This window comes from Brachybacterium vulturis, from assembly GCF_002407185.1.
Classification (GTDB): Bacteria; Actinomycetota; Actinomycetes; order Actinomycetales; family Dermabacteraceae; genus Brachybacterium; species Brachybacterium vulturis.
In genome coordinates this window covers 1,426,915-1,440,184 of record NZ_CP023563.1, presented here as the reverse complement: position 1 = coordinate 1,440,184, position 13,270 = coordinate 1,426,915, and the positions used below count along the sequence as shown (strand labels likewise).

The window sequence follows — 13,270 nt, the reverse complement described above, 5'->3', positions numbered from 1 at the left end:
GTGGATGACCTCCTCCGCAGCTGCACCGTTCACCGACTCCCCGGAGTTCACCACCTTCTCCGACTTCACCGACGTCGACGCCTTCCTGCGCATCCCGCGCCTGACCTCCGTGACCGCGAGCGAGGACGGACGGGTGGTCGCCGCGATCCAGCAGGCCGACGAGCCCGGCGCGAAGCTCGTCTCCTCGCTCTGGGAGCTGGATCCGGCCGGCCGGGAGCCCGCGCGCCGGCTGACCTTCTCCGCGAAGGGCGAGAGCTCCCCCCGCTTCGCCCCCGACGGCACGCTGCTGTTCAGCTCCGCCCGCCCGGATCCGGAGGGCGGTGCCGACGAGGAGGTCGCCGCGATCTGGCGCCTGCCCCGCACCGGCGAGGCGCAGGTGGTCGCCTCCGCCGCGGCGGGACTGTCCCTGCTCTCCGTCGCCGCGGACGGCACCATGCTCGCCGCCACCAGTGTGCTGCCCGGCAGCAGCCTCGAGGAGGATGCCGAGCGCCGGAAGACCCGCAAGGACGCGAAGCAGACCACCATCTGGCACACCGGGATGCCGATCCGGCAGTGGGACCACGAGATCGGCGACGAGAGCCGACGACTGGTGCTGGTCACCCCGGACGGGGACCTCACCGATCTGACCCCGGACGTCGGCACCGTGACCCTCCATGCCGCCTCCGCGGATCTCTCCCCGGACGGCTCGACGGTCGCGACCTCGTGGACGCAGCGGGTGCGCGGCGGCGAGACCCGCAGCTCGATCACTCTGATCGACACCGCGACCCTGCGCCGCAGCGTGCTGTGCGCGGCGGACGAGACCGCACAGTTCGGCTCCCCGCTGTTCTCCCGCGATGGCCGGCACCTGGCCGTGATCCGCTCGACCGCCTCCTCCCCCACCGACACCAGCTACAGCCGCCTGGAGATCCATCCGGTCGGCGGCGGCGACCCGGTCACCGCGCAGCTGGGCGATCTGAGCCTCACCGACCTCGAGTGGGCTCCGGACGGCACCCTGTTGGTCACCGGTGACCTGCACTCCTCCGGCGCGGTGCTGCGCGTCGACCCGGCGACCGGCGAGGCGACCGGGGTGGCGGCAGGGGGTGTGTTCTCCGCGCCGGCGCCGACCCCAGGAGGCGAGCTGTTCGCCTTGCGGTCCGATATCGCCGGCCCGCCCCGGCCGGTGCGGATCGAGGACGGCGCGGCGCTCCGTGAGCTGCCCGCCCCGGGCGCGGTCGATGCCCTGCCCGGCACCCTGGAATGGGTCGAGACGGACGTCGACGGGCTCACCGTGGGCGGCTGGCTGTGCCTTCCCACGGGGGCGTCGGCCGAGGAGCCGGCCCCGGTCATGCTGTGGATCCACGGCGGGCCGCACGGCTCCTACAACGCCTGGAGCTGGCGCTGGTGCCCGTGGCTCGCGGTCGAGCGCGGCTATGCGGTGCTGATGCCGGATCCCGCGATGTCCACCGGGTACGGGGACGCGGGGCTGAACCGGGGCTGGCCGCGCCGGCCGGACGTGGTCTTCCACGAGTGCGAGACCCTCCTGGACTCGGTGCTTCAGCGGGCCGAGCTCGACGCCTCGCGCACCGCGATGCTCGGCGCCTCCTTCGGCGGGTTCATGGCCAACTGGATCGCCGGGCACACCGAGCGCTTCGACGCGATCGTCACCCATGCGGGGCTGTGGGCGCTGGACCAGCAGCACCGCACCACCGACGCCGCCGCCTCGAAGATGCGGGTGCACCGCCACGAGGACGAGGACCCGGACTGGTACCGGGCCTTCTCCCCGCACCACGAGATCGATGCGATCACCACCCCGATGCTGGTCACCCACGGCAACCGGGACTTCCGGGTGCCGATCAGCGAGGCGCTGCGGCTGTGGTGGGACCTCGTGTCCACCTGGGACGGCGAGCCGCAGGACATGCCGCACCGCTTCCTGCAGCTGACCAGCGAGAACCACTGGGTGCTCACCCCGTCCAACGCCCTGGCCTGGAACCAGGCGGTGCTGGCCTTCTGCGACCAGCACGTCCTGGGCGCGGACCCGGTCCCGGAGGTCCTGCCCTGGTGAGCGCGGGTGTCCCCCACCCACCCCGGTCCGGCCCGGCCACCAGAATTCCGCCTCATGTGACGGTGGAACGGCGTACAGACGTTCCACCGTCATATGAGGCAGGAAACCGGTGGCTCAGGCCGGCGCTAGGCTGGTGGGGCCCACCCCTCGGCCCGCTCGCGGGCGCCCGATCGGACAGGATCCATGACTCCACGCACCCGTCGCCGCTTCGATGCCACCTGGCTGCCCTTCGGCATGATGATCGGCTTCACCGTGGGGATCGGGCTGGGTCTCGCGGTGATCAGCAACCTCTTCATCGGCGCACTGATCGGCTTCGCCGTCGGGACCGCCCTCGGCGTCGCCCTCGGGTTCCGTGACCCTCGGCGCTCTGGCGGCGCGGCGAACTCGGAGGATGAGGCCGATGACCGCTATCGCCGTGAGCACGGGGACCCGGGCCCGCAGCACCGCGACCGCGAATCGGGGCAGGATCACTGAGCTCGTGACGGGTGCGCGCATCTCCTGCACTTCTCATGACGACGATTTGACCCCCTCTTGACCCTTTGGCACGGTGTGGTGAGGACCGCATCGTGACCGGGTCCGCCGGGGAGGCACCGCCGTGCGCGGTGGGAGGGAAGGATCCATCATGAGGACCGCGAGCATCGCACGACGCACCCGTTCCGCCATGGCGCTCGTCGCCGGCGCCGCACTGCTGGGACTCACCGCCTGCGGGGCGGACACCGAGGAGACGCCGTCCGCCCCCGCCGCGAGCTCTGACGGCGGCGGGACGCAGGAGGCGGAGCCGGACCCCGTCAGCGAGGCGACATCGGACGGCACCGAGGACGCAGGCGGCGATGACCAGGACGCTCAGGGAGACCAGAGCGACGGCACGGACGCCGCTGAGGGTGCGGGCGAGCGCACGCGGATCATGCTGAGCACCGATCTGGGACTCGATGACACCAGCGGTGAGGGCGCCCTCGTGCTCGGCAGCGACGCCCTGGCGGCACTGCTCGCCGATCCCTTCGGCGGCACCGCCGACTGCGAGGCCGAGCTGGTGCTCGCACCGGGTGCCGCCCCCGTCCACTGCCTCGGCCCCGCGAGCATCGAGAGCACCGAGCCCACCCAGGAGTGGGTCGCCCACGTGGTCATGGTCCCCGCGGACTCCGGCTTCCAGGACGGCTCGAGCGTCGCGGTGCTCTTCTCCACCGGCACCGCACTGCCGGAGGAGGCGGAGGACCTGCTGGACGAGGACGTCACCCTGACCGGCCTGGGCTTCGGCTCCGTCTACGGGATGGACCCGCTCAGCGCTGAGGACGTCGCAGCGGGCACGCTGCAGACGCTGACCTCGGACAACTCCTATGTGCCGGTCGACAAGATGGCCGACTGGGAGGACGTCACCTGCGAGGACGGGCTCGACTTCGCGCAGTTCGAGACCGTGGACTGCGCAGCGACCACCGCCGACGGCACCACCTGGGACCTGGTGGTCGCGCCCGGCACCTACGTGGACAACGACCAGGGTCTGCTGGTCGGGATCGACCGCACCAGCGACGACTGATCCCTGACCAGATCGCCGGGCGCCGGGCACGGTCAGGTCCCTCACCAGCAGCGGCACGAGCACGCCGAGCACGGCTATCGTGTCAGGTGCGTCGGGCGGTCCCCGCCGACACCCCGGCCGGGACGACCCGGACGGCGGATCCTCCGGAGGACGGCCTCGCAGAAGGACCCTCCCGCCATGTCATCCCACTCCGCCGCACCCACCCCGAGCGACCGTGGCCCGGTCGCCGCGATCCTCACCCGCGGGGCGATCGTCCGCCTGCTCCTGGGCTGGGCCTCCGTGGGTGCGATCACCCTCGCCGCCCCGCTGCTGGCCGTCCCGCTCTCCTCCGCCGCGCTCGTCCTGGTGCTCGCCGCGATCGTGGCGGTGATCGTCGTGGCCGCCGGCGGCGTGGTCCAGCAGGCCGAGGCGCTCGCGCGCCGCCTCGGCGACCCCTACGGCACGCTCGTGCTCACCCTGTCGATCGTGGTGATCGAAGTGGTGCTGATCGCGGCGGTGATGCAGGGGCCCGGGGACCACGCGACCATCGCCCGGGACTCGGTGATGGCGGTCTCGATGATCATCATGAACCTGGTGCTCGGGCTGTGCCTGCTGGTGGGCGGGCTGCGCCACGGCTCGCTGGCTGCGCATCGCGTGGGCACCTCCGCCTACCTGGTGATGCTGGTGGCGCTCTCGGCCCTCGCCTTCGCGCTGCCGGCGACGCTCGGCGCGGGCGGCAGCTACGCCCCGGCGCAGGCGCTCGTGATCGCCGGCCTGACGGTGGCGCTGTACGCGGTCTTCCTCTGGCGGCAGACGGGCGCCCAGGCCGCTGAGTTCCAGGAGGTCACGGTCCCGGCGGCTGGGGCTCCCGGCGGCCGCGCGCCCGTGCCCGACGACGGCACCGCGCCCCCGCCCCTGCGCCAGCTCCTGGCCGTGCACCGCGCGGAGCTGCTGGCCCGCTCCGCACTGCTGATCGCGACGGTGCTGCCGATCGTGCTGCTCTCCCATCACATGGCTGACCTGCTCGACGACGCGTCGGCTCGGCTCGGCGCCCCGGCCGCGCTCGGCGGGGTGCTGATCGCCCTGATCGTGTTCACCCCGGAGTCGATCACGGCGGTGCGGGCAGCGCTGGCCGGCGAGGTCCAGCGGGTGGTGAACCTGTGCCACGGCGCGCTGGTCTCGACCCTCGCCCTGACCATCCCGACGGTGCTGGTGATCGGTCTGCTCACCGGCGCCCCGGTGGTGCTCGCGGCATCGCCGCCGAACCTGCTGCTGCTGGCCGCGACCCTCGCTGTCGCCGCCATCTCGGCGGCCGCACCGCGGATGACCGCGCTCCACGGGGCCGTGCATCTGCTGCTGTTCGGCGTCTACGCCCTCATGCTCTTTCGCTGACCGGCCCGTCCCGCGGCCGTCGCCGACTCGATCGCGGTATGGTCGCGGCGTGAGTGCGACGACGCTTCCCATCCCGACCGACGCCGGCGACCTGCCGGGGCTGCTCTGGCTGCCCGAGGACCTCGAGGAGCCGGTGCCCGGCCTGGTGGTGCTGCAGGAGATCTTCGGCCTGTCCGAGTACATGCAGCAGCGCTGCGCGGATCTCGCCGCGCTCGGCTATGCGGTGCTGGCGCCGCAACTGTTCGCCCGTCTGGACCCGCCGCTGGTGGGGATGGACGACTGGGACGACCTCGAGTCCTGGCTCGACGAGGGCGTGGCCCTGACCGGACAGCTGCCCTGGGAGCGCGCCGAGGCCGACGCCCTGGCGGCCCTGAACGCACTGCGCGCGCACGGCGCCGTGGACTCCGAGAAGGTGGGCCTGGTCGGCTTCTGCTACGGAGGCGGTCTCGCCGTCGCCGCGACCGCCGCCGCCGCTGCGGAGGAGCGCCCGCCCTCGGTGCTGGTCAGCTACTACGGATCCGCGCTGCCCACGCTCCTGGACCGGGCCGCGCGGGTCGAGGTGCCGAGCCTGCACCACTTCGGCACGGCCGACGCCTTCATCCCGCTGGAGCAGGTCATGGAGATCCATGCCGCCGTCACCGCCGACGGCACCCGCGAGCAGGTGCACTTCTGCCTGCACGAGGGCGCCGGTCACGCCTTCGACAACCCCCATCCCGGCCTCCACCACAACGAGGCCGCCGAGGCCGCCTGGCAGCAGACGGTCGGCTTCCTCGCGGAGATGCTGCCCACGCGCGGCTGAGCGGCGCCGGCGTCCGAGCGGCTCAGCCGGCCGAGCGAACACACCGGTTCAGCACCCAGGAGAGCCCTCCGTCACGTCCACAACCGCACGTGACCGAATAGTTATGTCCAGATTTTCGGACAGTCCGCGCCGCGGAGCTCTTCCCCCGTCGGCCGCTCGTCAGCCCAGCGCACAGCGTTTTCCCGCCTCACAGCCGCCATGACCTGCCCTCGCTGAGAGTCATAAGCCGAGGTCAGAATCGACACTTCCGGTGAGGGCGAGGTTTGCTGCCCACGAGCAGGAGGACGAAGATAGAACATCGGGTCGGTGCGACCCCGAGGAATCGGAACGCAGGGCCGAACCGATCCGCGCCCACCCGACGCCTACGGATGAAGGAGCCCCCGTGCCACCAGTCATCACCGCCGACGGCCTGTACAAGGTCTTCGGTCGACGACCCGCCCGAGGGGTCGAAGCCCTCCGGCAGGGAAAGACGCGCGTCGAGCTGCGCGACGAGGGGCTCACGGCCGCGGTGATCGACGCCAGCTTCAGTGTCGAGCCCGGCGAGAACTTCGTCGTCATGGGCCTGTCCGGCTCCGGGAAGTCCACGCTGATCCGCATGGTCAACGGACTGCTCCCCGCGAGCGCCGGCGAGCTGCGGATCGGTGACGACGTGCTCTCCAGCATGTCCCCGGCCAAGGTGCGCCAGGTGCGCCGCAAGCGCGTCTCCATGGTCTTCCAGCACTTCGCGCTGCTGCCCCATCGCACCGTCGGCGAGAACGCCGCCTATGGGCTCGAGATCAGCGGCCTGAACCGTTCGGAGCGGGAGAAGCGGGCCACCGAAGCGCTCGAGATGGTCGGTCTGAAGGGGTGGGGCGGTTACCGTCCCGACAGCCTCTCCGGTGGCATGAAACAGCGCGTGGGGCTGGCTCGCGCCCTGGCTGCAGGGACCGACATCATGCTCATGGACGAGGCGTTCTCCGCGCTGGACCCGCTGATCCGTCGCGACATGCAGGATCAGCTGATCGAGCTCCAGCAGAAGCTGGACAAGACTGTCCTGTTCATCACCCACGACCTCAACGAGGCCATGCGCATCGGTGACCGGATCGCCATGATGCGCGACGGCCGGATCGAGCAGATCGGCACCTCCGACGAGATCCTCAACGAGCCGGCCAACGATTACGTCGCCCGCTTCATCCAGGACGTCGACCGCTCCCGCGTCATGACGGCGGAGAACATCCTCGAGCGCCCCTCCGAGACCCTCGGCGAGGACCACGGCCCGCGCACCGCGCACCGCATGCTGCGCGAGACCCAGAACCCGTGGCTGGTCGCCCTGCACCGGGACCGCACGCCGCTCGGCGTCCTCTGGGAGGAGGACGTCGCCGAGGCTGTCCGCGCGGGTCGGGACGACCTGCCCTGGGTGCCCGGCCGCGAGATGCCGGTGGTCTCCTTTGACACGCCGATCGCCGACCTGTTCGCACCGTCCGCCCAGCACGTCAACCCGTTGATCGTGGTCGATGAGGACGGCAAGTTCCTCGGTGTGATCCCCCGGGTGACGCTGCTGACCGCCGCCGGGACGGGGCACGGCGAGAACGGCGAGACCGTGACGACCGTCAATTCACCCGACGCCGCCGGAGGCGATGCCCTGCCGGGCACGACCCACGACACCCTCGGAGGTGACCGATGAACCCCGAAGACGGCCTCGTGCCCCGCATCCCGATCGGCGACTGGGCGGAGAGCGGCATCGATTGGCTGAAGGCCAACCTCTCCTGGCTGTTCGACGCCTTCACTTGGCTGATGGAGTTCCTGGTCGGGAACCTCACCGAGGGGCTGCTGTTCCTGCCGGCGCTGGTGCTGATCCCGCTGCTCGCACTGCTCGCCTGGGTGGCGCGCTCCTGGCGCATGGGCATCGGCACCCTGGTGATGATGCTCGCGGTCCTGGCCATGGACCAGTGGACACCGATGCTCCAGACCATGGCGCTGGTGATCGTCGCGACCCTGTTCGCGGTGGTCATCGCCGTGCCGCTGGGCATCCTGGCCGCCATGAGCTCCTCAGTGAGCGCCATCGTGAAACCGATCATGGACTTCATGCAGACGATGCCCGCCTTCGTCTACCTGATCCCGGCGGTCACCTTCTTCTCGATCGGGCTGGTGCCCGGCATGTTCTCGACCATCATCTTCGCCCTGCCACCCGGGGTCCGGATGACGGAGCTCGGCATCCGGCAGGTCGACTCCGAGACCGTCGAGGCCGGAGAGTCCTTCGGCGCCACCCGCGGGCAGATCCTGCGCGGCATCCAGCTGCCCCTGGCCATCCCCACCATCATGGCGGGCGTCAACCAGGTGATCATGCTGGCCCTGTCGATGGCCGTGATCGCCGGCATGGCCGGGACCGAGGGCTCCGGCAAGCTGGTGGTCCAGGCGATCGCGACCCTGGACCTTCCGCTCGGCGTCGAGGCCGGTCTCGGCGTCGTCATCCTGGCGGTCTTCCTGGACCGCGTCACGGCGGCCCTGGGCAACCCCGGCGATTACAAGACCTCGCTGGTCGCCGTGCTGAAACGACGTCGCACGGCCACCACTTCCTGACCGCACCCGACACCAACGAACACCTCTGGAAAGGATGATCGATCATGACCAAGCGCAACTCGCTCTGGACCCCGAACTCCGTCTCCCGCCGCTCCGCCCTGGTGGGCGGCGCCGGCCTGCTGGGCCTCGGCCTGGCCGCCTGCGGCAGCGACGGCGGTGACGGCGGCGGAAGCGGCGGTGACAGCAACGGCGGTGGCGGGCCCGAGGGCAAGACCATCACCCTCGGCTACATCGCCTCCTGGACCGATGGCCTGTCCACCGCCTACCTGCTGGACAACCGCCTGACCGCAATGGGCTACACGGTCAAGCACCAGACCATCGCCGAGGCCGCCCTGCTCTACGCGGGTCTCGCCCAGGGGGACGTGAACATGTACCCCTCGGCCTGGCCCGAGGTCACCCACGCCGACTACATGGAGGAGTACGGCGACAACATCGAGGACCTGGTCGCCTACTACGAGGGGGCGAAGCTGAACTTCTCCGTCCCCGAGTACGTGGAGGACATCCAGTCGATCGCGGACCTGCAGGGCCAGGCCGACCGCTTCGACGGCAAGATCTATGGCATCGAGCCCGGTGCCGGCATCACCGGCGCCACCCAGGACAGCGTGATCCCCGGCTACGGCCTGGATGACTTCGAGCTGGTCACGTCCTCCACCCCGGCGATGCTCACCGAGCTGCAGAACAAGATCGATGCCGAGGAGGACATCGTCGTGACCCTGTGGTCCCCGTTCTGGGCCATGACCGCCTTCCCGGTCCGGGCGCTCGAGGATCCGGAGGGTCACTTCGGCGAGCCGGAGGCGCTGCACCACCTGGGCCACAAGGGCTTCTCCGAGGAGTTCCCCGAGGCCGCGGAGTGGATCTCGAAGATGAAGCTGTCCGACGAGGAGTTCGGCTCGCTCGAGGACATGGTCGTCAACCAGTTCGAGGACGGCCAGGAGGCCGAAGCGGTCGAGAAGTGGCTCGAGGAGAACCCCGACGTCCTGGCCCCGCTGCCGGGCGAGTGACCTCGGCGCGGACCCCCGCGCTCCGGCCGGCGGGCTGATGCCCGCCTCCGCCGTACAGGACGGGCCGACCACGATCATGTCGTGGTCGGCCCGTCCTTCGTGCGAGGCTCAGTGCGCGACGGAGACCTCGGTCCCGGCCTTCGCCGAGGCGTAGCAGGCGTCGAGGACCCGGGCGCGGCGCAGGGCGAGAGAACCGTCATGCGCCGCCGCGTCCCCGGAGGCGACGTGCTGCAGGAAGCTCGCGACCGCGGCGGCGTGATGGCCGTCCTCCCCGACCACGGGCTGCAGCTCCGCGGGCATGCCGGCGACCTCGGTCCACACGGTGATCTCCTGATGCGGGTGCGCAGGGTCGCCACCCCATTCGATGGTGGCTCCGCCATCGGCCCCGTAGAGGGTGACATAGCAGAGGTCGTGCGGGATCCACTGGGCCCAGCTGGACTCCAGCAGGAGGGTGCCTCCCCCGTCCAGGCGCAGGAAGGCGGTGGCGAGGTCCTCGACCTCGAAGGGGGCGCCCTCCTCGACCTGCGAGACGCCGAAGCCGGAGCCGCCGCGGCCCAGCGGCCCGAACTCCGCATGGGTGGAGGCGGAGGCGGCGGTCACCGCGGGCTCGCCCAGCAGGTGCAGGGCCATGTCGAGCATGTGGATGCCGATATCCATCAGCGCGCCGCCGCCGGAGCTCTCCGCCTTGGTGAACCACGTGCCGAGCCCCGGGATCCCCTGCCGACGGATCCATCCGGTCTTGGCGTAGTAGAGCTTCCCCAGCACGCCGGAGTCCACCACGTCCTTCAGCGCCGTGACGTCCCCGCGCTGGCGGTGGTTGAAGGACACATCCAGCACGCGGCCCGCCTGCTGCGCGGCGGCGACCATGCGAGCGGCGGCCTCGCCGGTCTGGGCCATGGGCTTCTCGGTGAGCACGTGCACACCGGCGCCGAGGGCATGGATCGCCATCGGCTCGTGCAGGAAGGTGGGGGTGGCGATCGAGACGACGTCGAGCTCGGCCTCGGCGATCATCTGCGTCCAGTCCCGGTAGCGGCCGGGCACGTCGTGCTCGGTGCCGAACCGCTCCAGCAGGTGCTCCTCCATCGCCGAGAGCGCGACGAGGTCGACGGCGGGGTCGGCGGCGTAGGCGGCCACATGCTGCTGGCCTGCCCAGCCCAGGCCGATCACTCCGGCGCGCAGTCGTCGCTGCCCGCCCTCCGGTGCTGCTGCGTTCATGATGCGTGGTCCCTTCCGATCGGAATGCTGTGCGGGATGGCTGATCGTGCGGTGGATTGTCGGGGTCGGGGGCCCAGAGGTGGCGGGATGACGGGGAGGCGTGGGGCCTCAGCCATCCGGCGCCAGCAATTCCAGCGGGTCCTCGCGCAGGCGGGCGAGGGCGAGCTCAATCGCCCCACGCACCACCACGTCCCGGCCCAGGGTGCTGGCGACCAGCTGCGGCAGGGGCGCGGCGGCGATTCCGGCCAGCTCGAGACGAGAGCGCTCCAGGACGGGCTCGATCGCCTCGGCGATCGCCCCGGCCACGACCACCCTCTCGACCCCGAGCAGGCTCGAGAGGATCGCGACGATGCGGGCCAGGCGCGCGGCGATCCGGTCCAGCACCTCCTGGGCGAGGGGATCGCCGTCGCGGGCGGCGGCGAAGACGTCGACGGCGCTGAGTGCCTCGACCGGGAGTGCCGCGAGAGCGGGAGAGGGCTGGCCGGCGGCGAGCGCTTCGAGCGTCCAGCGGCGGGCGAGCGCGGCGACACCATCGGCTCCACGGGAGTCGCCGAGCACGTCGTCCAGGAAGCGCATCTCGCCGGCGCCGCCGGCGGTTCCGCGCAGCAGTCGGCCGTCGACGATGAGCCCGGCGCCGAAGCGCTCCCCCATCAGCAGCGCCGCCACATGCTCGGTCCTGGCATGCGGTGCAGTGAGCGCATGCTCGGCGAGCACGGCGAGGTTCGCATCGTTCTCGACCTGCACCGCGCCGTCGAGGGCGCCGACGAGATCGGGGTTCATGGCGGGCCAGAAGGCTGAGTCGACCGACGGCGAACGACCGACGGAGTCCACCGGGGCGGGCACCCCGACCACCGTCAGCAGTCGTCGCCTCGTGCCGACTCCCGCCTGCTCGAGGACCAGGTCGACGAGGTCGCGCACGGCCTGGACACGGGACTCCGCCGCCGCAGCGCACTGGTCCTCGTCGCGCCCGTCGAGCTCGCCGTCGATCGCGCGCCGCGCAGCGGCGAGCTCCATCCCGCGCAGATCCACGGCCCGCGCCATGACTGTGTGCTGGCCCGCATCGACTCCGACGATGACGGCAGCCTCCGCGCGCAGAGCGTAGTGACGTGCGGGGCGGCCACGCTGCACGGCCCCCTCCACGCGCTCACCAGAGACCTCGTGCAGCCAGCCGGCCTGCTCGAGCTCGCCGCAGACGCCGAGCACGGTGGCGCGGGTCAGGCCGGTCGCCGCCATCGCGTCGGATGCGGTGAACTGGCGCGTCCCCAGAGCGTGCTGAAGCAGCGCCTGGCGGTTCGCCCGGCGCAGGAGCTGCGGGGAGCTTGCGCCGCGGTCCGGGACAGTTGACATGGCAGCCACCCACCTCCATACTTTCGATAGGCCGTAAATATAAGGCTTGATGTATCTATGGTCGCATCTATCCCGAGAGTCTGCACACTCTTCCGCGAAGGAGACGATGGTGTCATCCTCAACCGGCTTGTCCGGCCCCCTCACCCGACGAACGCTGCTGGCAGGCGTGGGCGGTGCCCTGGCGGCGACCGCCCTGACGTCCTGCGGTGACAGCGGCCCGTCCGAGCTGACGCTCTACCAGTCCAAGCCCGAGGCGATCTCGTACTTCAGCCGGCTCGCCGCGGAGTTCTCCAGGTCCCAGGACCGCTTCACGGTCCAGCACGACATCGCCACGAACCTCTCGGCGAGCTTCGTGCGCAACAACCCGCCGGACCTCGGCTGCCAGAACTACAACCTCGAGATGGGCCGCTTCATGGAGCGCGGCGCCCTCTCGGACCTCTCCGACCTCCCCGAGGCCGCGACCATCCGCGAGGACGTCGCCGAGCTCGCCGACTGGTACCCCACCTATGAGGGTCGCACGAGCGTGCTGCCCTATTCGGTCACCGCCGCCGCAGTCATCTACAACCGGCAGATCTTCGAGGAGCACGGGCTCGAGGTCCCCACCACCTGGGAGGAGCTCCTGAGCGTCTGCGAGACGCTGCAGGCCGCGGATGTCACCCCCATCTACGGGACCTTCCTCGATCCGTGGACGATCGCCCAGGGTCTGTTCGACTACACCGTCGGCGGGATGGTCGACGTGCGCAGCTTCTACGATCAGATGGACGAGATCGGCGAGGACGTCGGCCCTGGCTCCGAGGTCTCCTTTCAGAACACGCTGCTGGAGCCCGTCGAACGCATGTTGGAGCTGATCCCGTACCACAACGTCGATGCCCCCAGCCGGGCCTATGGCGACGGCAACACGGCGATGGCCCAGGGGAAGGCCGCGATGTACTTCCAGGGGCCTTGGGCCCTGGGGGAGATCGAGAAGGCCGGCACCGAGGTGGATCTCGGCACCTTCCCGCTGCCGGCGACCGCTGATCCGGCCGATCTGAGGGTCCGCGTGAACATCGACCTGTCGCTGTGGATCCCGGAGGCCGCGAACGAGCAGGAGGGGGCGCGGGAGCTGTTGCAGTTCCTCATGCAGCCCGACATCCAGAACTCGTACAACGACGCCTTCCTCGCCTTCGGCAGCACGAAGAATGCCCCTCCGGTCACCGACGACCGGATCGCCGAGATGCAGCAGTACTACGACGAGGGACGCTTCTACATGGGTGCCTCGCAGTTCATCCCCAACTCGATCCCGGCCCAGAACTACCTCCAGTCGATCGTCGGCGGCGCCGACGCCGAGCAGACCCTGGCGCGCATGGATGCCGACTGGGCCCGCCTGGCCTTCCGGGAGTGATCACAGATGACGTCTCAGCAAGGAG

Annotated in this window: 11 protein-coding genes; 9 read left to right on the top strand and 2 right to left on the bottom strand. The window is 70.8% G+C overall.

Features of this window, described 5'->3' with window-relative positions; translation table 11 throughout:
* Positions 1-4: 4 nt before the first annotated feature.
* The 8 genes from CFK38_RS06430 (at position 5) to CFK38_RS06395 (ending at position 9,302) form a co-directional block, all read left to right on the top strand.
* Positions 5-2,041 carry a S9 family peptidase gene (locus tag CFK38_RS06430; RefSeq protein ID WP_096802336.1) on the top strand — a complete coding sequence of 679 codons (2,037 nt, stop codon included), beginning with the start codon at positions 5-7 and terminating at the stop codon, positions 2,039-2,041.
* 183 nt (positions 2,042-2,224) lie between these two features.
* Positions 2,225-2,515 (top strand): hypothetical protein, encoded by a 291-nt coding sequence (locus CFK38_RS06425; protein WP_096802335.1) that lies wholly within the window; start codon positions 2,225-2,227, stop codon positions 2,513-2,515.
* A gap of 148 nt (positions 2,516-2,663) precedes the next feature.
* Positions 2,664-3,572, top strand: coding sequence for a hypothetical protein (locus CFK38_RS06420; RefSeq protein WP_096802334.1), 909 nt, complete (start codon positions 2,664-2,666; stop codon positions 3,570-3,572).
* Positions 3,573-3,749: 177 nt separating this feature from the next.
* Positions 3,750-4,943 (top strand): calcium:cation antiporter, encoded by a 1,194-nt coding sequence (locus tag CFK38_RS06415; protein WP_096802333.1) that lies wholly within the window; start codon positions 3,750-3,752, stop codon positions 4,941-4,943.
* Positions 4,944-4,992: 49 nt separating this feature from the next.
* On the top strand, positions 4,993-5,742 hold the full coding sequence (locus tag CFK38_RS06410) for a dienelactone hydrolase family protein (RefSeq protein WP_096802332.1): 750 nt from the start codon (positions 4,993-4,995) through the stop codon (positions 5,740-5,742).
* 382 nt (positions 5,743-6,124) lie between these two features.
* A complete protein-coding gene (locus CFK38_RS06405; RefSeq protein WP_096802331.1) occupies positions 6,125-7,405 on the top strand; it encodes a quaternary amine ABC transporter ATP-binding protein in 1,281 nt (426 codons plus the stop codon).
* Entirely contained in the window at positions 7,402-8,301 is a 900-nt protein-coding gene (locus CFK38_RS06400) for an ABC transporter permease (protein ID WP_096802330.1), read from the top strand. The genes CFK38_RS06405 and CFK38_RS06400 overlap by 4 nt, the downstream gene beginning before the upstream one ends.
* Positions 8,302-8,345: 44 nt before the next feature.
* Positions 8,346-9,302, top strand: a complete 957-nt coding sequence (locus CFK38_RS06395; RefSeq protein WP_096802329.1) for a glycine betaine ABC transporter substrate-binding protein — start codon at positions 8,346-8,348, stop codon at positions 9,300-9,302.
* A gap of 108 nt (positions 9,303-9,410) precedes the next feature.
* On the opposite strand, the gene CFK38_RS06390 is transcribed toward CFK38_RS06395, so the two are convergent.
* Positions 9,411-10,517, bottom strand: a complete 1,107-nt coding sequence (locus tag CFK38_RS06390; RefSeq protein ID WP_096802328.1) for a Gfo/Idh/MocA family protein — start codon at positions 10,515-10,517, stop codon at positions 9,411-9,413.
* Between the two features lie 108 nt (positions 10,518-10,625).
* Positions 10,626-11,864 (bottom strand): ROK family protein, encoded by a 1,239-nt coding sequence (locus CFK38_RS06385; protein ID WP_172895770.1) that lies wholly within the window; start codon positions 11,862-11,864, stop codon positions 10,626-10,628.
* 106 nt (positions 11,865-11,970) lie between these two features.
* On the opposite strand from CFK38_RS06385, the gene CFK38_RS06380 reads away from it, so the two are divergent.
* Positions 11,971-13,245 carry an ABC transporter substrate-binding protein gene (locus CFK38_RS06380; RefSeq protein ID WP_157773389.1) on the top strand — a complete coding sequence of 425 codons (1,275 nt, stop codon included), beginning with the start codon at positions 11,971-11,973 and terminating at the stop codon, positions 13,243-13,245.
* Positions 13,246-13,270: the final 25 nt, after the last annotated feature.